We start from the raw sequence: 20,986 nt of genomic DNA, 5'->3' as shown, positions 1-20,986 counted from the left end.
AAGGGCCAGTAGCTCAGCCGGTTAGAGCAGCGGACTCATAATCCGTCGGTCGTGGGTTCGAGCCCCACCTGGCCCACTTGTAGCGCGTTCAGTCGGCGAGATCAAAGCCGTTCTCGAACGACGCGAGCCCCTGCTCGAAGATGTGCTGCAGTGGCGTCGTGAACCCGCTTTCGTACCAGTGGTGGATGCCGCCGGTGATGGCGCCGACGATCGCGTGCGAGAACAACTGGACACGCAAGTCACCATGCTCCTTGCCGAGCCGAGCCGAGAGCGCCGCGCCGAAGGCTTCTGCGGCGCGATAAGAACTGAGGGCCGATGAGGCTTCGATCGAGGGTTCTTCCATCATGAGCGTCACACGTCGACGTATGAGTGCTTCGTCGGACCCAAATGCGCCCGACACGAGGGCGTCGACCGCGTGCCTCATGGCGTCGAAGAGAGTCTTGCCGGGGAGGTCGTTGGCGATGCGCTCGACCCAGACGGGGTCGTACTCGTCCCACAGGACGATCTGTTCCTTGGTTCCGAAGTAGCGGTATACGGAGCTGGGGGATACGTCGGCCGCGTCGGCGATGCGCTCGACGGTCACGGCCGTGAAGCCGTGCTCCTCGAACAGCGCAAGCGCTACGGCCTGGATACGTTGCATGGCGGCGAGGCGCTTGCGCTCGCGCAGCCCGCCCGCGGGTTCGGTCTCTGTCACGTAGGCAAGCCTACCATAACTGCAAGTATCTGTCATTTGACAGTCACTCGCACTAGGGCTACCTTGAAGTGAAAGTAACTGTCAGAAGGCGTGCGAACGAAGGGGAGAGCGATGGATGCGGCGATTGTCACGAGGGCCCTGGTCAAGCGGTACGGCAAGACCGTTGCTCTCGATGGCGTAGACCTGTCGGTGCGCACGGGCGAGATTCACGGTTTCCTCGGCCCCAACGGCGCGGGAAAATCGACCACGATCAGGATCCTTCTCGGATTGCTGCGCAGCGACTCAGGCGACGTGACCTTGTTAGGTGGCGACCCCTGGCGCGACGCGGTGGCCCTCCACCGTCGACTTGCCTACGTGCCGGGAGACGTCAACCTGTGGCCGAATCTCAGTGGGGGAGAGGCAATCGACTTGCTCCTGAGCCTTCGCGGCGGATTCGATCGGGTCAGACGCGACGACATGATCGACAGATTTCAACTCGACCCCACCAAGCGGTGCTCGAGCTATTCAAAAGGCAATCGGCAGAAGGTGGCTATCGTGGCCGCCTTCGCGTCCGACGTCGATCTGTACATTCTCGATGAGCCCACGTCTGGGCTCGACCCACTCATGGAAGCCGTCTTCCAGGATGTGGTCAAGGAGCAGGTGAGGCAAGGCAAGACGGCGCTGCTCTCGAGCCACATCCTCGCCGAGGCGGAAGCATTGTGTGATCGAGTGAGCATCATCCGCAAGGGCAGGATCGTGCAGTCGGGGACCCTGGACGAGATGCGCCACCTGACCCGCACCTCGATCCACGTTCACACCGAGAGCCCCGTGCGGGGGATGGAGGGCAGAGCGGGCGTCCACGACCTCGCCCTGGATGCTGAGGGCGCGACCTTTGAGGTGGACGCGGAACAGTTGGGCGACGTGCTCGCCGAGCTCACGGCCTTTGGCGTCGTGGCACTCACCAGCACGCCGCCTACCCTCGAGGACCTCTTCCTACGCCACTACGGCGACGAACTTGCCGAGTTGACAGGGAATGGAGCGGGGTCGTGACCGACTGGAAGGGTACCTGGCGTCTGGTTCGTCACGGGCTGCGCAGGGACCGCGTCGTGCTGCCCGTGTGGATTGCAGCCCTGACCGGACTGAGCGCCGCAGTAGTGGCGGCCGAGGTGGCGATGTATGCGACCGCGGCCGAAAGGGCACACGGGGCGGCGTTCGGCGCGGCGAACGTCTTCACCAGGATCATGGATGGGCCCGCCTCTGGTACCTCGCTCGGCGCCATCTCGATGGTGGAGGCTTTCCAGAAGCTCGCGATCTTCGTGGCGCTCATGGCCGCGCAGGCAGTGGTTCGCCACACCCGGCAGGATGAGGAGACCGGACGCGCGGAACTCATCGGGTCAGGCGTTGTGGGGCGGCAGGCACGGCTCACCGCAGCGCTCATCGTGTCGGTCGGCGCGAGCTTCATTGTGGGGGCGGGCGTCACCATGGCGCTCTTGGCCCACGGGCTTCCGCTCGAGGGCTCGCTCGCATCAGGAGCGGCACTCGCGGCCACGGGCGCGTGCTTTGCGGCGATCGCGGGCGTGGCGGCTCAGGTGTCAACGACCCAGCGCGGTGCGAACGCGCTGGCGGGAGGCGTGCTGGGGTTGTCCTTTCTGCTGCGGGCGGTGGGCGATGCGTTCGGGACGGTGACCGCCAGTGGCGTCGAGTTGGTGAGCGCGTGGCCTTCCTGGCTCTCGCCCCTCGGTTGGGGTCAGCAGATGAGGGTGTTCCATCAAGACAACTGGGCCGTGTTGGCTCTCTTCAGTGTGCTGTTCGTCGGGCTCGCGGTGACGGCTTTTGCGCTCGGCAACCGTCGCGACATGGGGGCTGGGCTCATCGCAGATCGCTCGGGGCCCGCGGAGGCCCCGCCCAGGCTGCTGAGCCCCGGCGGGCTCGCTCTGCGACTCCAGAAGTGGCCACTGATCACCTGGGGCGCTGCCCTCGTGGTGACTGGGGTCGCATTCGGAGCGGTGGGCGAGAGTATGGAGGACTTCGCTGACACCAATCCGCAGGTGGCCGACCTCTTCTTGGGAGTCGCGCCTGGGGCGACCATCGTTGAACTGTACTTCGCGCTCGTGTTCAGCTTCATCGCGGTCGCCGCAGCTGGATACACCGTTCAGGCGCTCCTTCGGATGCGTGCAGAGGAGGTCTCAGGGCGGCTCGAGCCCATCCTGTCCACCTCGGTCGGTCGCATTGCCTGGCTTGCGAGCCACGGTCGGTTCGCGGTGGGCGGCACCGTCGCCGTCTTGGTGGCGTGCGGAGGTGCGGCGGCCCTGAGCCACGGCGTCGTGAGTGGGGACTTTGCTGCGGGCTGGGGCGTGATGGCGGCCGCCTTGGTGCAGATTCCCGCCGTCCTGGCGCTGGGCGCGGTGGTCTTCGCTCTCTTTGGAGTCGCCCCCCGCTGGGCAGGCGCGCTCTCGTGGGCGGCCTTAGCGGTGAGCTTCGTCATGGGGCAGTTTGGGGATCTGCTCGAGCTGCCTCAGTGGGCGCTGAATATGTCGCCGTTCACGCACGTGCCTGCTGTTCCCGCCGTGGCGCTTTCCTACGGGCCACTCGTGGTGCTCGTGGCGGTAGCCGCAGTTCTGGTTGGCGTCGGCATGGCAGGCTTCGGACGCAGGGACCTCGCCATTGCCGCATGACGTCGCACTCCCCAGGTAGGGTGCCGGCATGACGTACCGATTCTCGGCGGAGATATGGCGCTGGGAGGCCCAGAGCGCCGCCTGGCACTTCGTATCGCTCCCCGACGACGTTGCCGACGAGATCGACGAGACCGCCCCAGAGCCGCGGGCCGGTTTCGGTTCGGTGAAGGTCGAGGTCACGGTGGGCGTCACCACGTGGCGCACGTCGATCTTTCCGTCAAAGGACCACGCGACGTTCATTCTGCCCGTCAAGAAGGCGGTGTTGACCGCTGAGGGCCTTGCGGTGGCCGACACGGCGCAGTTCACCCTGACAACGGTGTAGCGCCCGGCAACTACGCGCCTTCAAGCAACAGTTCTGCCACCACAGCGGGCACGGCATCGGCAATGTCCAATGCCGTAATCGGACCGCCTCCGGAGGCCGCCTCGGCGGCCCTCGCGTGGATCCAGGACGCCGCCACGCCCGCCTCCAGTGCCGAGAGTCCAGACGCCAACAGTGCGCCCGCTATGCCGGCGAGCACGTCGCCGGAGCCGGCCGTCGCGAGCCAAGCGGGGGCGTCTGGCAGTGTCACCACGGCGCCGCCTGGGGGAGCGACCAATGTGGGCGCGCCCTTCAGGAGCACGGTGGCGCGTGCCGTCTCGGCGAGCAGTCGCGCGTGTGCGGGCCTGTCGCGGGCCACGTCCTGCTCCGTCACGTCGTGCCGCATCGCTCCCAAGGTGGCGACCAGTTCCCGGGCGTGCGGCGTCATCAGGACCCGGTCCGGTGCGGCCTGACGCGCCCCGGCGGCCCGCGACCGCGCGCACGGCTCCAGTGCACCGGCATCGACCACGATGGGCACGCCGGACGCGAGGACGGCGCCGATGACCGCGTCCTGACCTGGGTGATCGGCGACGCCTGGCCCAATCACCCATGCGGACACCCTAGGCAGGCGCTCGGTCGCCTCACCCGAGTCGTGGACTACTCCTCCGGGCGCGCGGACAACACCAGGTCCTGCGCGCGGCGGGGGCCGACGTAGCGCACCAACCCGATGCCGGCCCGTAACGCGGCCGACGCCACTAGTACCGCGGCTCCCGGGTATGCCTCCGACCCGGCCACGATGCCCACCACGCCACGCGAGAACTTGTCGTCGCTGGCATTGGGGACCGGCCAGCGGTCCGCCACCCAACGCCTGTCAATGGGCTCCATGCCCCTAGCCTGGCACGCGCCACCCACCTGGGCCATCACGCCCACAAAGCGCGCCGTCTGGCATGACAGAATTGCGCCATGGCAATGCGAGATATTCGAGTCGTTGGCGATCCGGTGCTACGTACACCTTGCGAGCCCATCACCACGATCGATGATCGTGTGCGGTCGGTGGTGGCAGACTTGCTGGAGACAGTCGACCACGAGGGTCGTGCCGGGCTCGCGGGTAATCAGATTGGCGTGTCGCTGCGTGCGTTCTCGTGGAACATCGACGGCGACATCGGCTATGTGCTCAACCCCGAGATTGTGGAGAACCACGCGGAGTACCAAGAGCTCGGCGACGAGGGCTGCCTGTCGGTGCCGGGCCTGTGGTACCCGTGCGAGCGGCCCCTGTACGCCAAAGCTGTGGGAATCGACCTTGAGGGGAACGAGGTAGTGGTTGAAGGCGAAGACATCTGGGCTCGCCTCGTCAACCACGAGGTGGACCACCTCAACGGGAAGCTCTTCATCGACCGACTGAGCAAGGACGTGCGTCGTAGCGCCATGCGCGAACTGCGCGAGCAGATGGAGCGTTAGTCGGTTGGCTCGACGCCCACGTCGACCACGACGATCTCGCCAGCGGCCTGCGTTGCCGGTGCGGTCACCAGGCACGGCTTGAGCGCCGTGAAGGTCACGGTCAGGTCGGCCCTGACATGAGTGTGAGGCAGGGTGCCGCTATCGGCGTCCAGACCCGAGGGGATATCCACAGCCACGACGACGGCGGTCTCCGGGATGGCAGCAACCAACCGTGCCGCTGGCTCTCGCAAGCCGGGCTTGGAGCCGATGCCGACGATTCCGTCCAGCACCAGGTCTGCGGTGGCGAGAGCGCCGAGCGCTGAGCCGAGTCCGGCGTCGTCGTTGGCGTCGTGCCACCGCCCACCTCCCTCCGTGAGCGTGGCCACGCCGCGCGGATGCGCCGTGTGGGCCACGCCGACGCCCGTAACAACCGCTCCCCGGCTGGCGAGGAGCGCGCCCGCCAACAGGGCGTCGCCGCCATTGTTGCCGGGGCCCACCAGCAGCACGACGCTCGCGCCGCGGGTCCGCCTCTCGCGGCGCTTCAACAGGTCCAGGCAGGCGCGAGTGAGGCCCTCTGCCGCGCGGTCCATGAGCACGGACTCTGGAGTGTGCTCCATGGTGTGCGTCTCCGCGGCCCTGATCTGGGCGACGGTCATCACGGGGGGAGGGCTCGCGAGATTCGCAGGCTGAGTAGGACTCACGTTTCCACCCTGCCACAGCGATCCCGGACTCGCTGCCGTGTCTCGCTGGTGCTTTCGGCGCTGTTGAGGCACGATAGAGACACACCCGGTGTAACCGGACGCCTCGATAGGTCGTAGGGGAAGACGCACCTATCAATAAGGAGGGGTCATGGCTGCCATCGCCCGCGGTGTTCTTTTCGTGCACTCAGCTACCCGCGCAATGTGCCCTCACGTGGAGTGGGCGGCGCAGTCCGTGTTGGGTTCGCGCGCCACTTTTGACTGGATCGACCAGCCCGCAGGCACCCAGTTGTACCGCACAGAGGTGGCGTGGCAAGGCAAGCAAGGCACGGGTGCGCGCCTTGCGTCGGCGCTACGCGGCTGGGAGCACCTGCGCTACGAAGTGACGGAGGACCCGTCCTTCGGTTGTGACGGCGCACGCTGGTCGCACACGCCTTCGCTCGGCATCTTCCACGCCGTCACCGACGTTCATGGCAACATCGTGGTGCCCGAGGACAGGATTCGCGCGGCCATGGAGTCCGGCGGGACCGCGGCCGACTTCAAGCGCGCCATGGACCTCGCTCTGGGTACATCCTGGGACGAGGAACTCGAGCCTTTCAGGTACGCCGGACACGGAGCACCGGTCCGCTGGCTGCACAGGGTCGGCTGACGCCGACACACGCCCTCAGTCGAGGCGCACCGGGCCGGGGCGCGAGCCTTGCGCCGAGTCGCGAGCCGCCGCGCCTCAAGCGTTGATGAAGACGAGCGCCACGTTGTGCCCGCCGAATCCAAACGAGTTGTTGATCGCCGCGAGGCTGCCAGACGCGGCCATCGGCCGTGGCGTGTTGCGCACGAGGTCCACCTCAAGGCCGGGGTCGGGGTTGTCGACGTTGATCGTGGGTGGCGCCACGCGGTGTTTAAGCGCCAGGATGGTGAACACGGACTCCACAGCGCCAGCGCCGCCCAAGAGGTGACCGGTCATCGACTTGGTCGCGCTGAGCAGCACGTTGTCCCCGTGCGAGCCCATGAGGCTGCGGATGCCGCGCGCCTCGACCATGTCGCCGGCGGGAGTCGAGGTGGCGTGTGCGTTGACGTGCGCCACGTCGGCGGGGGTGAGGCCCGCGCGTTGGAGCGCCAGCTTCATTGCCCTGGTCTGGCCAGCGCCTTCAGGGTCTGGGGCCGCGATGTGGTGGGCGTCGGAGGTCATGCCCAGACCGACCAGGCGGGCATGGATGCGAGCGCCGCGCGCCCTCGCGTGCTCCTCGGACTCGAGCACGACGATGCCTGCGCCTTCGCCAAGCACGAAGCCGTCTCGCGTCGTGTCGTAAGGGCGCGATGCGGTCTCGGGGGAGTCGTTGCGCCTTGACAACGCCTGCATGGCGGCAAAGGAGGAGATCGGGAGGGGGTGAATGGCGGCCTCGGTGCCCCCGGCGACCACGATGTCCGCACGGCCAGACTCGATCATGTCGAAAGCGGTGCCGATGGCCTCCGCTCCAGATGCGCAAGCGGACACGGGCGCGTGTGCCCCTGCCTTCGCGCCGATTTCCAACTCCACGTACGCCGCAGGGGAGTTGGGCATCAGCATGGGCACGGTGAGGGGAAGGACGCGCGAGGCGCCCTTCTCCTTCACCGTGTCCCACGCCGTTAAGAGGGTCCACACACCACCGATGCCGGAAGACACCGCCGCGCCGAGCCGCTCAGGGTCCACCTCTGGCGAGCCGGCATCCTTCCACGCCTCTCGCGTGGCGATGATCGCGTATTGCGCCGAGGGGTCCATGCGCTTTGTCTCTGGTCGCGAGAGCACCTCGCTGGGTTGCACTGCGATCTGGCCCGCGAAGTTCACGGGCAGGTCGTAGAGTTCAGCCCAGTCGTTCTGGAGCGTATGCACGCCCGAGCGACCCTCGAGCGCTGCCTGCCACGTGCTGGGCACGTCTCCGCCGAGCGGGGTCGTGCAGCCGAGTCCAGTGACAACCACTGCCATGGTGTTCCTCCGAGATGTGCGTGGGTGGGGCCAGGTAGGTGGCTTAGGCCTGTGCCGTGGTGATGTAGTTGACTGCGTCGCCGACGCTGACGAGGTTCTTGACCTCTTCGTCGGGGATGCGGACGTCGAACTTCTCTTCCGCGAGCGTGACAATCGTCATCATCGACAGCGAGTCAATGTCGAGGTCGTCGGTAAACGACTTGTCGAGCTGAACGTCGGCGGTGTCAATACCGGTCTCTTCAGCAACGATCTCTGCCAGGCCGGCGAGTACTTCCTGCTCAGAAAGGGCCATGAGGGTGTTTCTCCTTGTGTTGGGTGATGCCAGACGGCATCGGACTTGTGAGGAACGACTATCGAGAGTAGCGCGGTAGACGCCCACGCTATGGGAGGACCACCACCTGGGCGGCATAGACCAGACCTGCGCCGAAGCCGATCTGCAGTGCCAGATCACCAGACTTGACCTCCCCATCGCGCAGCATGCGCTCCGTGGCAAGGGGGATCGAAGCGGCCGACGTGTTGCCGGAGTCGACGATGTCGCGCGCGATCGCCACGTGGTCGGGCAAACCGATCTGCTTGACCATCTGGTCGATGATGCGCATGTTGGCCTGGTGGGGGATGAACGCCTGAATGTCCGCTGGCGTGACGCCTGCGGCCTCGATGGCCTCGAGAGCGACGGGGGCCATCTTGAACGATGCCCACTTGTAGACGCTGGGCCCCTCTTGGTAGAGCGTCGGGAAGGGCGTGTCGGGGTTGTCACGGTACTCGAACCAGGAGGCCGTCTGTCGCACCAGGTGCGCGCCTGCACCGTCCGAGCCCCACACCGTGGGTCCGATCGCTGGGGTCTCGGAAGGTCCCACGACGACGGCACCAGCGGCGTCTCCCAGCAGATAGGAGATGGAACGGTCGGCTGGGTCGATGAACTCGCTCATCTTCTCCGCGCCCACCACGAGCACGTTGCGGGCTTGCCCCGAACGCACCAGGGAGTCAGCTTGGCCGATGCCGTAGCAATAGCCAGCGCACGCCGCAGAGATGTCAAAGGCCGCGGCGTCGATGCCGAGGCGGTCAGCCACGACAGGCGCGCCGCCGGGCGTGATGTGAGGGAAGGTGATGGTCGACAAGATGACGGCATCGATCTCGTCGGCATCAATTCCGGCGTTCTCGAGGGCCTGGCGCGAGGCGGCCTCAGCCATGTCGATCACCGACGTGTCGGGCTTAGCCCGCACTCGCGTGGCGATGCCGGTCATCTTGCGAATCCACTCGTCAGAGGAGTCGATCGGCCCGATGATGTCCTCGTTCGGCACCAGCAACTCGCCGCGGAAGACGCCCAATCCGCGAAGACGCGCGAACCGTGGACCTGTGGTGGTGCGAATGACGGTCATCCAGTGTTCCTTGCCAGTTCGAGGGCGGCCGTGAGGTCGTCCGGAGTCTTCAGCGCGACCGAGGGGACGCCCTTCATGGAGCGCTTCGCGAGCCCTGTGAGGACTCCGCCTGGCGCGAGTTCAATGATGCCAGTGACGTCCATCGCCAGCATCGTGTCCATGCACAGGTCCCACCGCACCGGCCGTGCCACCTGAGCGACCAACCCGGCCACGGCGTCGTCGCCTGAGGTGACGACGGAGCCGTCGGCGTTGGTCAGAAGAGGAACGTCTGGATCGCGTCTGGTGCAGGCCGACGCAGCTTCTTCGAGTGCGGCGACTGCTGGCACCATGTAGTGCGTGTGAAAGGCGCCGGCGACTTGCAGTTCGATGACGCGGGCCTTGGCGGGCGGGTCCGCCATGAGCGAGGCGATCGCGTCGGAGGATCCCGCAGCCACGACCTGGCCGCCGCCATTCATGTTCGCCGGAGTGAGCCCGTACTCGGCCAGCTTGCTCGCGACCTCGTGCTCCACGCCGCCCAGTACCGCAGCCATCGACGTGACCCCGGCCTCGGCGGCGGCGTGAGCCATCGCGAACCCTCGAGTGCGGACGAGCGAGACCGCATCCTTGCGAGCGAGAACCCGAGCGACGGCCGCCGCAGCGAACTCGCCCACCGAATGCCCCGCGACCACTCCTGGTGTGATGCTGCCGAGGGCGGAGTAGGTGGCAAGAGCGGTGGCGACGAGCAGCGGCTGAGCCACGGCGGTGTCCCTGATCGTGTCGGCGTCGGCCGTGGTGCCCAACGTCGCCAGATCGAGACCGCTGGCCTCCGAGTACTCCGCGATCGCGGTGCGCACGTCGTCAAGTTCGAGCCAAGGGGTGAGCATTCCTGGGCTTTGGGCACCCTGGCCGGGACACACGATGGCGAGCATGGTTCAAGCGTGCCTCATGTTGACCCCTGTTAGTGGCCAACCGGTCACCGACTTGCGGGCCTAGATTTGTAGTGAACCTACAAAAGGCCGCGACCCGCGTCCCTCAGCCGACCGAGCGCGAAGGCCATCTCGAGGACGTGGGCATCGCGCGTCGACAACACGTCCCAACCTGTCAGTTCGGAGACCTTTTTGAGGCGATACCGGACGGTGTTGGCGTGCACAAACATGGTGCGGGCGGACAGCTCTAGAGAACGCCCACAGTCAAGGAAGGTCGCCACGGTTTCTTGTAGAGAACCTCCAGCCCTCTGGATCGGGTCATAGGCGATTGTGAGGAGGCGATCGCGCGCACTCGCGTCCCCCACGAGCACGCGCTCAGGGAGGAGGCTGTCTGCGTACACAGGTCGAGGCGTGAGCGACCAGGCGGGCGCCGCGACCACGCCAGCGAACGCGGCCCGCGTTGCTCTGGCCACCTCGACCAGGGTGACGGCGGGAGGCCCGATCACCACCGGCCCCGGGCCGAAACTCTCGATCATGCTGTGGGCAAGGTCTTCAAGGTTCTGGTCCGAACGGGAGATCACGATGAGGTCCTCGCCGTGAATGCCGACCATGGCTCCCGGTGCTGCGCGGCGAAGCGCGCGCCTGAGTTCGGCCGACTGGACCTCACCGAGGGCGCCATCAGTACGGCCCACCATCACCAGGGTGGGGCCCGGCTTCCAGCCAAGTGCCGCGGCGCGCGACGGTAGATCGTCGTCCACCTCACCCCGCACGAGCGCGTCAACGACGAGTGCCTCGAGCCGGGCGTCCCAAGCACCGCGCGATTCGGCGGCCCTCGCGTATACCTCGGCCGCGCTGAAGGCCACTTCACGCGAGTAGCGCAGGATGGCTTCGCGCAGGTGAGCTTCGCCGCCAGCCGCGGCAAAGTCGTCGGCGTGCTGCTCGACAATCTTCACCACGGTGCGCACGATGCTGAGCGTGTGTTGCAGCGAGATGGAGCGGGCGAGTTCGGGCGGCGCCGCCGCAAAGACTTCGATCGCGCCGCGATAGGACCCTCCGGGGCTGGCATACCACGTCACAAAGGAGGTGATACCTGCCTGCGCGACGGTGCCCACCCACGAGCGCTCCTGGGCTGGCAACTCACCGAACCATCGATACTCGGCGTCAAGTTCCTTGAGGGCGGCGGTGGCGAGTTTTCCTGTGCCAGCCCGGAGCCTGCGAAGCGTGTCGTGCTTCACATCGGCGGTAGCGACCATGGGGGACAGCATACGGGTCGTTTGTGCGAGAGGGACAACGAGGCGCCCCCAGAATGGGGGGCAAAGTATGCCCTAAAGGGGCACAAATCGGATGCCGATGCCTACCGAGCCGGTTCACTACTGGGTGATCTCACAAGTGAGATCGTCCGGGGCCTTCCTCTCGCGCATCTAGGCGGCACTCGCTATTCTGTGGTCAAGGCGAAAGTGGGAGCATCATGAATGCCAGGCCCCGCCCGTTGCTTGGATCCCTGCTGGGACTTCTGCTTGGAATCGTCGTGGTCGCACTCCTGTGGCAACTGGGAGTGGCGCCGCCTGATCGGCTGATTCTCTTTGGCGTTCTCGCCCTCACCGTCTTGGTGGTGACGGTCATCCTCACTCAACGCGTGGCTCTGGTCCGCAAGCGTTTCGTGGTGATCATGGTGTTGTGCGGGCTGATGGCAGGCGTCGCTGTTGCTGGCATTCCCGACGTCGTCGCCGGCGGGTCGCTCACCGACGGGTGCTCGGCCAGTGGGACCTCATCGCTCGACAGCAAGACTCCCGATCAGACGTCGCTTGCCGATCCGTTCGATGTGACACGCACCGACACGGTCGTGTGGACCGGTGAGTCGCAAGGCGTCTTCACCGACTGGAACGGCGCGCTCGGCATCGACGTGGGCGGCTTTCCCATCAAGATCTGGAGCAGCAGTTCGGCTAACGAAGACAAGGAGCGGTCGAACGCCGGCTCCGAAGACGTCGCCGCCTACCTCGAAGACATCGAGGGAAGCACCGGCATCACGCTCGCTGGGACCTACCACGTGTACGGCAGCCTCGACGCGGCGGAGGGCGGCTGCGACATGAGCGCCTACGTCAGGGTGGAGGGCGCGGGTGCGTTCGCGGGCGCGTTGAACATTGCCCTGTGGATCGCGCTTGCCGTACTGCTCATCACTATTCTCATCATGGCCTTGGTGGTGCGACGTTCGATCACCAACGCGGTCGCAGCTGGAGGCGCAACGACCGTCGTGACGGGCGACCCCGGCCACCCAGGCCCCGCGCCATTGGCGCCCACCGATCCACGGGACGCCGCACCACGCGAGCAGACGAAGGGTGAGGACCCGAACTACGGCGAGACCACGGAGACGCGATCCAGAGGCGACATTCTCTCGGATAGTGATACTCCCGGTAGCTCGTCAGCAACCGACACAGACGACGCCTCCGAGAGCGACGACGGCGATCGCGCACCTGAGGGAGACGACAGGCCCAAGGGGTAGGGCCAGCCTTTTCGACGGTAGCGGTGGCCTACGCGTCGCCTCCCGCGTTGCCAGACGTGCCCTTCGTGACATCGTGCAGCTCGTAGCGCTCGACAGCACGGGCGGTGGTCCCTGGCTCCACCTCGCCGCAGCGTTCCAGTTGTTGCAGCACGCGCGCCGCGGTCGAGGGTCCGTCGATCTTGAAGTAGCGGCGGGCGGCCGCGCGAGTGTCAGAGAAGCCGAAGCCGTCGGCTCCGAGCGTGGCGTAGTCGCCAGGAATCCACGCGCGCACTTGGTCCGGCACCAGGTGGTCGAAATCGGTGGTGGCGACGAAGGGTCCCTCGGCACCGGCAAGCTTGCTGGACAGGTAGGGCGTGCGCGGCTCGCGGTCAGGGTGGAGGAATGCCTCGTGCTCGCAGTCGAGCGCCTCGCGCCGCAACTCGTTCCACGACGTGACAGACCACACCGACGCGTGAACATTCCAGTGCGCCTGGAGCAGCTCCTGGGCCTCCAGGGCCCATGGCACGGCGACACCCGACGCAAGAATCTGTGCCTGGGGGCCCGCGCCAGCGGGAGCGTCTGCGAACTTGTAGATGCCCTTGATGATGCCCTCGACGTCCACATCCTCCGGCTCGGCCGGCTGCTGGATCGGCTCGTTATAGACCGTGAGGTAATACATGACGTTCTTGTCGCGGCCGTCGTCCGGCCCGTACATGCGCTCGATGCCGTCCTTCATGATGTGACGGATCTCGTAGCCGAACGCTGGGTCATAGGTGACGACGGCACGGTTGGTGCTGGCGAGCAAAGGCGAGTGCCCGTCTGCGTGTTGCAGGCCCTCGCCGGTGAGCGTAGTCCGGCCGGCGGTCGCGCCGATGATGAAGCCGCGCGTGAGCTGGTCGCCTGCGGCCCAGAACTGGTCACCTGTGCGCTGGAAGCCGAACATCGAGTAGAAGATGTAGACCGGCACCATCGGCACGCCGTGCGTCGCGTAGGACGTTCCGACCGCCTGGAACGCGGCGGCCGATCCGGCCTCGTTGATCCCGGTGTGCATGATCTGCCCGGACTCTGACTCCTTGTAACTGAGCATCAACTCGCGGTCCACCGGCAAGTAGTTTTGGCCCTGAGTGTTGAAGATCTTGGCCGACGGGAAGATCGCGTCGAGGCCAAAGGTGCGGGCCTCGTCTGGAATGATCGGCACGATCCGGTGACCGAAGTTCTTGTCCTTGATCAAATCCTTCAAGAGGCGCACGAAGGCCATGGTGGTGGCGACCTCTTGCTTGCCTGACCCCTTGGCGAGCAGTTCGTACACCGCAGGTTCTGGAAGCTCGATCGGCTCATAGGAGTCGCGGCGCTCGGGCACCAATCCGCCCAGTTCCTTGCGACGGTCGAGCATGTACTTGATGGCCGGGTTGTCGAAGCCAGGGTGGTAGTAGGGCGGGTTGTAAGGGTCCGCGTCGATCTGCTCGTCCGTGAACGGGATGTCGAAGGTGTCTCGCAGCACCTTGAGGTCCGCGGCGGCGAGCTTCTTCATCTGGTGTGTCGAGTTGCGTGCCGCAAAGTTGGTGCCGAGGCCGTAGCCCTTGATCGTCTTGGCGAGGATCACGGTGGGCTTGCCGTTTTTCTCATGCGCAGCACGGGAATACGCCGCGTAGAGCTTCCGGTAGTCGTGTCCGCCGCGCTTGAGCGCCCAGATCTCGTCGTCCGTCATGTCATTGACGAGTTCCTTGGCGCGTGGGTCGCCGCCGAAGAACTGGTCGCGAATGAAGGCGCCTGACTCGGCGCGGAACGTCTGGAAGTCGCCATCGGGGACGGTGTTCATGAGGTTGGTCAGGGCACCGTCGGTGTCGCGCGCCAGTAGCGGGTCCCAGTTGCGGCCCCAGATCACCTTGATGACATTCCATCCCGCTCCGCGGAAGAACGCCTCGAGTTCCTGGATGATCTTGCCGTTGCCGCGCACCGGTCCGTCAAGGCGCTGGAGGTTCGCATTGACCACAAACGTGAGGTTGTCGAGCTTCTGATTGGCGGCGAGTTGCAGCATGCCGCGAGACTCCGGCTCGTCCATCTCGCCGTCGCCAAGGAACGCCCACGTGTGCTGCTCAGAGGTGTCCTTGATGCCACGCAGTTGCAGGTAGCGATCGGTCCATGCCTGGTAGATGGCCGATGCGGGCCCAAGCCCCATCGACACGGTGGGGAACTCCCACAGGTCGGGCATGAGGCGCGGATGCGGATATGACGACAGGCCACGGCCGACCGCTGACTCTTCTTGGCGGAAGGAGTCGAGGTCGTCCTCTGAGAATCGACCCTCGACCAGGCCGCGTGCGTACACGCCCGGCGCGGCGTGACCCTGGAAGTACACGTGGTCACCGCCGCTGGGGTGATCCTTGCCCTTGAAGAAGTGGTTGAGGCCCACTTCGTAGAGCGTGGCCACCGAGGCGTACGACGAGATGTGCCCGCCGACGCCCTTGCCTGCGGCTTGAGCGCGCGTCACCATCACGGCCGCGTTCCATCGGATCCAACCGCGGTAACGCCGCTCGATCTCTTCGTCGCCAGGAAAGTCCGGCTCGTTGTCGGCATGAATGGTGTTGACGTACGGGGTGTTGAGACTCAGCGGCACCATGAGTTGCTTCGACGCGGCATGTTCGACCATCCGATCGATGACGTACTCGGCGCGCGTGGCGCCACCGCCTTCGATCATTCCGTCGAGAGACTCAAGCCACTCGTTCGTCTCTTCTGGATCTTTGTCGATCGCGCCGTGCTGTGCCACAGGGGACCTTCCGTTTCGGCGCTTGGTGTCGCGCTCAAGTCACGTGTCGGTGGGTTGCGGGGGTGCCGCTTACCAGATCATTCTTGCCGTATCCCGGTCTAATGTCACGCCAGCACCCTGGGTTCGCTTCACTCACCCGACCCCCGACAAGCGGGCGGTGTACGCCAGCGCCGTTGCGACGTGCGCACCCGGACCCGTACTGTGGTCCAAACGAGCGCAGATCGCTGCGCTCTCGAACGAAAGGAGCAGGCGGGCCGTGGCCACGACAGAGGGCTCGGAAGCGCTCGACACCGCACTGGTGTCTCGCCTGGGTTTGACCCGGGAAATGGTTGTACAGGAATTCGGTCACGACACCGATGTGTGCGACGCGCTTCGCAGAGCGATCATGTCCGTTACAGGTGAAGACCTGGTGGACGAAGACTACGGTGATGTCACCGACGCGGCGATCGTGTGGTTCCGCGACGGCGACGACGATCTGGCTGACCTGCTGATGGACGTGCAGTCCTTGCTCGATGGCAGTGCGCAGGTGGTGCTTCTCACCCCCAAAGCGGGGCGGCCGGGGCACGTGCTGCCTCGGGATGTCGAGGAGGCCTCATCTCTTGCCGGACTCCACGCAACGTCGACGTTCGTTGTCGACGATTCGTGGACCGCAACCCAACTCGGAGACAAGGGCCGCTCCAAGTGACCCACCCCCTTGTGGGTCACGCCGCTCCAGAGTTCACGCTCAGCGACCAAGACGGAATCAATGTGTCGCTGTCGGCTCTGCGCGGCAGCGATGTGTTGCTCGTGTTCGTACCGTGGGCGTTCTCGCCCGTGTGTACGTATGAACTTGAGCAGTTGCGTGACGCGGAAGACCTCGTGGCTTCTGACGCCCATGTGTTGGTAGTGAACTGCGACTCGAAGTTCGTCAACCAAGAGTGGGCACACCAGAACAAGTTCCCTGGCACCCTGCTGAGCGACTTCTGGCCGCATGGCGCCGTGAGCCGCGAGTACGGCGTGTTTGACGAGGAACTGGGACGCTCCAAGAGGGGCACCTTCCACGTCAACGCCGACGGGCTCATTGACTGGGCGCTCGTGAGTCCCTCGGGAGACGCTCGCGACCTCGAGGAGTACCGCAAGGTGCTGGGACTCGTCTAGGCGACCCACACCCCTGGCGTGATCCGTGAACCCTGTGTCGATAGGGAACAATGGGTCACGGGCCCTTAGCTCAGTTGGTTAGAGCACTGCGTTTACACCGCAGGTGTCATCGGTTCGAGTCCGGTAGGGCCCACGGAGGGAGTCACGATGGCGTTGGGGCAGGTCCGCGAGTTACTGAGCGGTAGCAAGTACGACGCCTACGCGAGGCGTACCGACGGCATCCTGCTTGCCTTGGGATTCGTCTTCCTGGTGGTGTGGACGCTCGGCACGGTCGCTGTAGACCTGCCGCGCCCTGTACCAGTACTGATCGGCACGCTCAATGTGCTGATCTGGATCGCGTTCGTGGTGGACATCGTGATCCGCATCACGCTCGCCCACAGCTCGTGGCGATTCGTTCTCGCACACCCGCTCGACATCCTTGCCGTGCTCTACCCGCCGCTACGCCCCCTCAAGATTCTCGCCGTCTTCACCAACGGATCCAGCTTGCTCAAGGGCCGGGGGGCGGTCAACGCCACGCGCGCCGTCGTGCTGTCCGCAACGCTGCTGATTTGGATCGCGGCGGTGGCGATCCTTGGCGCGGAGCGTGGCGTGCCGGGGGCGAATATTGCCAGCTTCGGCGATGCGGTGTGGTGGGCGATCGTCACCACGACCACCGTCGGCTACGGCGACTTCTACCCGGTGACGGTGACGGGCCGCATCGTGTCGGGAGCACTCATGGTGCTGGGGATTTCGCTCATCGGTGTGGTGACTGCCACCGTTGCCGCATGGTTTGTGCGTCTCACCACTGCGGAGTCTGAAGAGCGGGAAGAAGCCTCGATCGCCAAGAACGAACAGGAAATCGGGCGGCTGCACGACAAGATCGACGTGCTGGAGGCCAAGATCGACAGGCTCCTGGCCCCGCACGAGTCGAAGGAGAACCCATGACCACCGTCGCCGACATCGTGGGCTGGGTCGAGCGTCGCTTCCCGCCGGAGCTTGCTGAGCAGTGGGATGCGCCCGGCCTGGCCGTCGGCAATCCTGCGAGTCAGGTGCGGCACGTGCACTTTGCGGTGGACCCCACGCTCGAGGTGATCCGTGAAGCGATAGCCACACGGGCAGACCTCCTCATCACCCACCACCCCTTGCTCTTGCGCGGCGTCACCTCCGTCGCCGCGAATACGGTCAAGGGAGCTGCCGTGCATGCCCTTGTCGAGGGTGGTTGCGCTCAGTTGGCCTCCCACACGAACGCCGACGCCGCTGCCGAAGGGGTCGCGGACGCTCTTGCGACCGCAGTCGGCGTACGCATCGACGGCCCTTTGGTACCCACCACCGGGCAGCCATCTCCCGTGGGATCGGGGCGCGTGGGCACCATCAAACCCACGTCCCTACGGACGTTCGCCGCCGCAGTCGCGGCCGCACTCCCGCCGACCGCGGGCGGCGTGCTGTTCGCGGGGGATCCTGACGGCATCGTCACGAAGGTGGCGGTGGTCGGCGGTTCTGGTGACGCGTTCCTCGCCGACGCCGCGGCGGCAGGCGTCGACGCCTACGTCACGGCGGACTTGCGTCACCACCCGGCATCTGAGGCGCGCGAGGCCGCGCTCATCGGCGACGGCAAGCCCTACTTGGTGAGTGTTTCCCACGCGGCCTCCGAGTCGCTGTGGCTGCGCGCGGCCGCCACCGAGGTGGCCGACGCGTTTTCCGTCACCACTTCGGTGAGTACGCTGAACACCGACCCCTGGACCGGCCGCGAGCCGTCACCATCTTTCAAGGAGTGAATAGTGCCTCAGGCCCCCGTGGCTGACCAGCTCAGGCTGCTGACCGTGCAGGACCTCGACACCAAGGTGGCGCAGGCTCACCACCGGTTCGCGAGCCTCCCTGCGCGCCAAGAGCTGAGCGAGATCACCGCTCAACTTGCCGCCTTGGAAGAGAGCCGAGTGGAGGCCGCGACGGCGGTCACCGATCTGCGCCGCGAGGTGACGAAGGCAGAAGACGACGTCGTCACCGTGCGGGCCAGGGCCGACAGGGACAACCAGCGGCTGCTCTCCGGGGCCGGGCTGGCGCCCAAAGAACTCCAGGCGCTGCAGAGCGAACTGGAAGTGCTGGCCAAGCGCCAGGGCGACCTGGAAGAGATCGAGCTCGACGCGATGCAGCGGCTCGAGGATGCCGAGGCTGAGGCCGCGCGCGTCGCCGCCGAGATCGAGGCGGTGGGCGCCAAGGTCGCCGAGGTGCAGGCAAAGCTCGACGACGAGGCGGCCACCATTGAGGCCGAGATCGTGTCTCTTACTGCGGGTCGCGCCAATGCCGCGGAGGGGATCGACGAGGGCCTGATGGCGTTGTACGAGAAGCTGAGGGCCGCGCAAGGCGGCACCGGAGCGGCAGCGCTCAAGCACGGCGCCTGCCAGGGATGCCACATGAGCCTCAACCCCGCGGACTTGGCGCACATTGAGGCCGCGCCAGCGGACGCTATCGTGCGCTGCGAAGAGTGCGGAAGGATCCTGGTGCGCGGGGCCGAATCGTGACCGACCCCGTCGAAACCAGGGCTAACGACACTCCGATCGCCCTGCCTGGCGATTCCTCACCACTCTTTCGCGTCAGTGGCGTCGATCTGCTCAGTCCCTTGAGCGTCGTGTTGGTGCGCCACGGTGTGACCGATATGACGGTCACCCGCCAATTGTCGGGCTCTGGCGTACCGGGGCCTGCGTTGAACGCCGCTGGCCGGGTCCAGGCCGCCAAGGCAGCCGACGCCGTCCACGCCATCGGCCGCCGCGACTGGCCCTCGGTGGCCACCGCCACCCGTGTCATCGCGTCGCCCTTGGTGCGCACTCAAGAAACGGCCGCAGCCATCGGACGGCGCCTCGGCGTGCACCCGGAGACGGAGGATCGTTTGCGGGAGATTCACTTTGGGTCGTGGGAGGGCCGCACCGCGGAGGAGATTTCTGCAGACGACGCTCACATCATGCATCGGTGGCGATTCGGCGAGATTCCGGCGGAGGGCGGGGAGTCGTTCGGCGACGTGGGGGAGCGGATGGACAGCCTGCTCGTCGACCTCGCGCGGGAACACGCCCGCGCGGCCACTGCACAGAAGGACGAGCCGCGCACCTGGGTGGCCGTGTCACACGCGGTCGCCATCAAGTGCGCGGTGGGTGCGTCCATGGGGATGCCAGTGAACCGGTGGGGCGCTATCTGGCCCGTTCCCGCATCGGTCACCATGCTGCAACTCAGGGTTTCCACCACAGGAGAGATCGTGGAAAGGCACCTCATGTCCGTGGGCGCGCCCACCGATTAGGGTGAGTCGCGAAGGAGGACGCTGTGTCTGATGCTTGGAAGAACCCCGTGCCCGTGTGGACCGAACCCACGTCGGCGTCTGTGGTGCGCGTCGCGGGGCGCGGGCTACTCGCTGGGCTATGGGGGGCCCTCGCCCTGTTTGTGCCCTGGGCGTTGCTGGCCGTAGTCCTGTGGATCTTCTCGGCAGTGGCGTTCTTGCACGCGGTGCTCGCGATCGCCAACCTCGCGCGCAACAAGGGCGTGTTGTTGATGCTCACGCCTTCCGGGACGCTTGAGTGGCCACAGTCCTATCAGGAGACGTGGCTCGGTCGGCCACGCGATTGGGTGGACGGCCCCACCATCAACGTGGTTGAACATGCGGGCATGGGTGTGCCGTCGCTGGTTGAACCGCGGGTCACCCTCAAGGGCGCAACTCAAGAACTCGTGAACCTGCCGCTATACCGGGTGAGTCCGGTCGAGTTTGCGAAGGCGGTCAACGCGGTGGTGGCGGAGCGCGGCATCGTCCTCAAGGCCTACGGGCGGTCTTAACCAGCGACCACCACGGTCAGGTGGTCTGGACCTTGGTTGCGCGCCTCGAGCGCCACGTCGACAAGGGAGGCGCCGACGAGACTTGCCGCTGCGTCGGCAACGTCTTGGGGCGACTGAGGCGCGGTCTCGTAACCCATGAGGTGTGCCGTGAGCAGGCCGCGGGTGTGCTTGGCCATGTGGCTCACCACGGTGCGTCGCCCGTCGAGTTCGCGCAGCACGCGCACCGCCAACCACGGGGCATCCCTGGGCGCCCAGGCGGCCGCATAGGAACTCGACCTGCAGTCCACCACCACGGAGCCGTCGGCTACCTCGGTCAGGTGCGGGTCGAGGTGCTTCTTCCAGTAAGCGCTCAGGCCGCCGATGCGGGGGAGCGTGGTCGCCATCGATAGCCGGTAGGCCGGGATGAGGTCGGCGGGGGAGACCGCGCCCCACAGGGCGGAGATGATCCTGACGCGGTGGTGAGCTCGGTGCATCGTCGCGTTGTCCCACTGAGCCATGCCTGCCGCGTCGTACAGCACGCCCGAGTACACGCTGGCAGCGCGCGCCGTCGGCTCGGTCCACAGGCGCGTGTTGCGCGCCACGTCGTCGGCGAGCGAAGGGCCCACGTCGAGCACCCTCATGGCGTTCCGCTGACCGCTCACTCTGGAGAGCGTGTCGCCCACGCGGCGGCGCGCATCGGCGAGGGCTGGATGGCTGAGCGCGGACAGATCGACGGGTTCGCCCTCGGTCGCGGGGGTCTTGCCTTCTGACGGCGGGAGCAGCACAAGCACGCGCTACACCTTATGCTTG

General features: G+C 66.2%; 24 protein-coding genes and 2 tRNA genes. 15 read left to right on the top strand and 11 right to left on the bottom strand.

What is annotated here, in order from left to right; translation table 11 throughout:
• Positions 1–2 precede the first annotated feature (2 nt).
• Positions 3–76 (top strand) — tRNA-Ile (locus QZZ33_RS03970).
• Positions 77–88: 12 nt separating this feature from the next.
• Here QZZ33_RS03970 and QZZ33_RS03965 read toward each other — a convergent pair.
• Positions 89–694: a TetR/AcrR family transcriptional regulator gene (locus QZZ33_RS03965; RefSeq protein ID WP_291378340.1), complete on the bottom strand. Its 606-nt coding sequence runs from the start codon at positions 692–694 to the stop codon at positions 89–91.
• 111 nt (positions 695–805) lie between these two features.
• Here QZZ33_RS03965 and QZZ33_RS03960 point away from each other — a divergent pair, with 111 nt between their 5' ends.
• From QZZ33_RS03960 to QZZ33_RS03950, 3 genes are read left to right on the top strand one after another with little or no spacing between them, the layout of a single operon-like run.
• Positions 806–1,723 carry an ABC transporter ATP-binding protein gene (locus tag QZZ33_RS03960; RefSeq protein ID WP_291378339.1) on the top strand — a complete coding sequence of 306 codons (918 nt, stop codon included), beginning with the start codon at positions 806–808 and terminating at the stop codon, positions 1,721–1,723.
• Entirely contained in the window at positions 1,720–3,348 is a 1,629-nt protein-coding gene (locus tag QZZ33_RS03955; protein ID WP_291378338.1) for a hypothetical protein, read from the top strand. Before QZZ33_RS03960 ends, QZZ33_RS03955 begins: the two co-directional genes overlap by 4 nt.
• Positions 3,349–3,376: 28 nt before the next feature.
• On the top strand, positions 3,377–3,670 hold the full coding sequence (locus tag QZZ33_RS03950; RefSeq protein WP_291378337.1) for a DUF1905 domain-containing protein: 294 nt from the start codon (positions 3,377–3,379) through the stop codon (positions 3,668–3,670).
• 10 nt (positions 3,671–3,680) lie between these two features.
• Here the strand turns inward: QZZ33_RS03950 and QZZ33_RS03945 are convergent, their stop codons facing one another.
• Positions 3,681–4,265 (bottom strand): ADP/ATP-dependent (S)-NAD(P)H-hydrate dehydratase, encoded by a 585-nt coding sequence (locus tag QZZ33_RS03945; protein WP_291378336.1) that lies wholly within the window; start codon positions 4,263–4,265, stop codon positions 3,681–3,683.
• A 38-nt stretch (positions 4,266–4,303) separates the two neighbouring features.
• Complete coding sequence (locus QZZ33_RS03940; protein ID WP_291378335.1) at positions 4,304–4,531, bottom strand: NAD(P)H-hydrate dehydratase; 228 nt, start codon at positions 4,529–4,531, stop codon at positions 4,304–4,306.
• A 78-nt stretch (positions 4,532–4,609) separates the two neighbouring features.
• On the opposite strand from QZZ33_RS03940, the gene def reads away from it, so the two are divergent.
• Positions 4,610–5,104 (top strand): peptide deformylase, encoded by a 495-nt coding sequence (gene def, locus QZZ33_RS03935; RefSeq protein WP_291378334.1) that lies wholly within the window; start codon positions 4,610–4,612, stop codon positions 5,102–5,104.
• Here the strand turns inward: def and QZZ33_RS03930 are convergent.
• On the bottom strand, positions 5,101–5,784 hold the full coding sequence (locus QZZ33_RS03930; RefSeq protein WP_291378333.1) for an NAD(P)H-hydrate epimerase: 684 nt from the start codon (positions 5,782–5,784) through the stop codon (positions 5,101–5,103). The two genes, def and QZZ33_RS03930, sit on opposite strands and share 4 nt — an antisense overlap.
• 148 nt (positions 5,785–5,932) lie before the next feature.
• Between QZZ33_RS03930 and QZZ33_RS03925 the strand changes: the two genes are divergently transcribed.
• Positions 5,933–6,430, top strand: coding sequence for a DUF3145 domain-containing protein (locus QZZ33_RS03925; protein WP_291378332.1), 498 nt, complete (start codon positions 5,933–5,935; stop codon positions 6,428–6,430).
• 75 nt (positions 6,431–6,505) lie between these two features.
• Here QZZ33_RS03925 and fabF read toward each other — a convergent pair whose 3' ends face one another.
• The 5 genes from fabF to QZZ33_RS03900 form a co-directional block, all read right to left on the bottom strand.
• Positions 6,506–7,741: a beta-ketoacyl-ACP synthase II gene (fabF, locus tag QZZ33_RS03920; protein WP_291378331.1), complete on the bottom strand. Its 1,236-nt coding sequence runs from the start codon at positions 7,739–7,741 to the stop codon at positions 6,506–6,508.
• 43 nt (positions 7,742–7,784) lie between these two features.
• Positions 7,785–8,033, bottom strand: coding sequence for an acyl carrier protein (locus QZZ33_RS03915; protein ID WP_291378330.1), 249 nt, complete (start codon positions 8,031–8,033; stop codon positions 7,785–7,787).
• An 88-nt stretch (positions 8,034–8,121) separates the two neighbouring features.
• On the bottom strand, positions 8,122–9,120 hold the full coding sequence (locus QZZ33_RS03910; RefSeq protein ID WP_291378329.1) for a beta-ketoacyl-ACP synthase III: 999 nt from the start codon (positions 9,118–9,120) through the stop codon (positions 8,122–8,124).
• Entirely contained in the window at positions 9,117–10,028 is a 912-nt protein-coding gene (locus QZZ33_RS03905; protein ID WP_291378328.1) for an ACP S-malonyltransferase, read from the bottom strand. Before QZZ33_RS03905 ends, QZZ33_RS03910 begins: the two co-directional genes overlap by 4 nt.
• A 77-nt stretch (positions 10,029–10,105) precedes the next feature.
• Entirely contained in the window at positions 10,106–11,278 is a 1,173-nt protein-coding gene (locus tag QZZ33_RS03900; protein ID WP_291378327.1) for a PucR family transcriptional regulator, read from the bottom strand.
• 215 nt (positions 11,279–11,493) lie between these two features.
• Here QZZ33_RS03900 and QZZ33_RS03895 point away from each other — a divergent pair, with 215 nt between their 5' ends.
• Complete coding sequence (locus tag QZZ33_RS03895; RefSeq protein WP_291378326.1) at positions 11,494–12,525, top strand: hypothetical protein; 1,032 nt, start codon at positions 11,494–11,496, stop codon at positions 12,523–12,525.
• Between the two features lie 28 nt (positions 12,526–12,553).
• On the opposite strand, the gene aceE is transcribed toward QZZ33_RS03895, so the two are convergent.
• Positions 12,554–15,268: a pyruvate dehydrogenase (acetyl-transferring), homodimeric type gene (aceE, locus tag QZZ33_RS03890; RefSeq protein ID WP_291378325.1), complete on the bottom strand. Its 2,715-nt coding sequence runs from the start codon at positions 15,266–15,268 to the stop codon at positions 12,554–12,556.
• A gap of 256 nt (positions 15,269–15,524) precedes the next feature.
• Here aceE and QZZ33_RS03885 point away from each other — a divergent pair, with 256 nt between their 5' ends.
• The 8 genes from QZZ33_RS03885 to QZZ33_RS03850 all read left to right on the top strand — a co-directional run bounded on the left by QZZ33_RS03885 (position 15,525) and on the right by QZZ33_RS03850 (position 20,197).
• Positions 15,525–15,953: a DUF3052 family protein gene (locus QZZ33_RS03885; RefSeq protein ID WP_291378324.1), complete on the top strand. Its 429-nt coding sequence runs from the start codon at positions 15,525–15,527 to the stop codon at positions 15,951–15,953.
• On the top strand, positions 15,950–16,405 hold the full coding sequence (locus tag QZZ33_RS03880) for a redoxin domain-containing protein (RefSeq protein WP_291378323.1): 456 nt from the start codon (positions 15,950–15,952) through the stop codon (positions 16,403–16,405). The genes QZZ33_RS03885 and QZZ33_RS03880 overlap by 4 nt, the downstream gene beginning before the upstream one ends.
• A gap of 59 nt (positions 16,406–16,464) precedes the next feature.
• A tRNA-Val gene (locus tag QZZ33_RS03875) sits at positions 16,465–16,538 on the top strand.
• 14 nt (positions 16,539–16,552) lie between these two features.
• The gene (locus QZZ33_RS03870; protein ID WP_291378322.1) at positions 16,553–17,329 is read left to right on the top strand and encodes a potassium channel family protein; all 777 of its coding nucleotides are present in this window, start codon (positions 16,553–16,555) and stop codon (positions 17,327–17,329) included.
• Positions 17,326–18,159: a Nif3-like dinuclear metal center hexameric protein gene (locus QZZ33_RS03865; RefSeq protein ID WP_291378321.1), complete on the top strand. Its 834-nt coding sequence runs from the start codon at positions 17,326–17,328 to the stop codon at positions 18,157–18,159. Before QZZ33_RS03870 ends, QZZ33_RS03865 begins: the two co-directional genes overlap by 4 nt.
• A gap of 3 nt (positions 18,160–18,162) precedes the next feature.
• A complete protein-coding gene (locus QZZ33_RS03860) occupies positions 18,163–18,903 on the top strand; it encodes a C4-type zinc ribbon domain-containing protein (RefSeq protein ID WP_291378320.1) in 741 nt (246 codons plus the stop codon).
• Positions 18,900–19,670 carry a histidine phosphatase family protein gene (locus tag QZZ33_RS03855; RefSeq protein ID WP_291378319.1) on the top strand — a complete coding sequence of 257 codons (771 nt, stop codon included), beginning with the start codon at positions 18,900–18,902 and terminating at the stop codon, positions 19,668–19,670. The genes QZZ33_RS03860 and QZZ33_RS03855 overlap by 4 nt, the downstream gene beginning before the upstream one ends.
• Before the next feature lie 23 nt (positions 19,671–19,693).
• The gene (locus QZZ33_RS03850; RefSeq protein WP_291378318.1) at positions 19,694–20,197 is read left to right on the top strand and encodes a hypothetical protein; all 504 of its coding nucleotides are present in this window, start codon (positions 19,694–19,696) and stop codon (positions 20,195–20,197) included.
• Here QZZ33_RS03850 and QZZ33_RS03845 read toward each other — a convergent pair.
• On the bottom strand, positions 20,194–20,967 hold the full coding sequence (locus QZZ33_RS03845) for a peroxide stress protein YaaA (protein WP_291378317.1): 774 nt from the start codon (positions 20,965–20,967) through the stop codon (positions 20,194–20,196). The two genes, QZZ33_RS03850 and QZZ33_RS03845, sit on opposite strands and share 4 nt — an antisense overlap.
• Positions 20,968–20,986: the final 19 nt, after the last annotated feature.

The organism is Demequina sp. (assembly GCF_016278775.1).
Taxonomy (GTDB): domain Bacteria; phylum Actinomycetota; class Actinomycetes; order Actinomycetales; family Demequinaceae; genus Demequina.
The sequence above is the reverse complement of the archived record's forward strand: the minus strand, read 5'-3'. Positions and strand labels throughout refer to the sequence as shown.

Excerpts from the sequence above, each read along its gene's own strand:
- QZZ33_RS03900 (WP_291378327.1), bottom strand. The coding sequence starts at position 11,278 with ATGGTCGCTACCGCCGATGTGAAGCACGACACGCTTCGCAGGCTCCGG.
- QZZ33_RS03895 (WP_291378326.1), top strand. The coding sequence starts at position 11,494 with ATGAATGCCAGGCCCCGCCCGTTGCTTGGATCCCTGCTGGGACTTCTG.
- QZZ33_RS03950 (WP_291378337.1), top strand. The coding sequence starts at position 3,377 with ATGACGTACCGATTCTCGGCGGAGATATGGCGCTGGGAGGCCCAGAGC.
- QZZ33_RS03905 (WP_291378328.1), bottom strand. The coding sequence starts at position 10,028 with ATGCTCGCCATCGTGTGTCCCGGCCAGGGTGCCCAAAGCCCAGGAATG.
- QZZ33_RS03865 (WP_291378321.1), top strand. The coding sequence starts at position 17,326 with ATGACCACCGTCGCCGACATCGTGGGCTGGGTCGAGCGTCGCTTCCCG.
- QZZ33_RS03915 (WP_291378330.1), bottom strand. The coding sequence starts at position 8,033 with ATGGCCCTTTCTGAGCAGGAAGTACTCGCCGGCCTGGCAGAGATCGTT.
- QZZ33_RS03960 (WP_291378339.1), top strand. The coding sequence starts at position 806 with ATGGATGCGGCGATTGTCACGAGGGCCCTGGTCAAGCGGTACGGCAAG.
- QZZ33_RS03940 (WP_291378335.1), bottom strand. The coding sequence starts at position 4,531 with ATGGAGCCCATTGACAGGCGTTGGGTGGCGGACCGCTGGCCGGTCCCC.
- def (WP_291378334.1), top strand. The coding sequence starts at position 4,610 with ATGGCAATGCGAGATATTCGAGTCGTTGGCGATCCGGTGCTACGTACA.
- QZZ33_RS03910 (WP_291378329.1), bottom strand. The coding sequence starts at position 9,120 with ATGACCGTCATTCGCACCACCACAGGTCCACGGTTCGCGCGTCTTCGC.
- fabF (WP_291378331.1), bottom strand. The coding sequence starts at position 7,741 with ATGGCAGTGGTTGTCACTGGACTCGGCTGCACGACCCCGCTCGGCGGA.
- QZZ33_RS03925 (WP_291378332.1), top strand. The coding sequence starts at position 5,933 with ATGGCTGCCATCGCCCGCGGTGTTCTTTTCGTGCACTCAGCTACCCGC.
- QZZ33_RS03870 (WP_291378322.1), top strand. The coding sequence starts at position 16,553 with ATGGCGTTGGGGCAGGTCCGCGAGTTACTGAGCGGTAGCAAGTACGAC.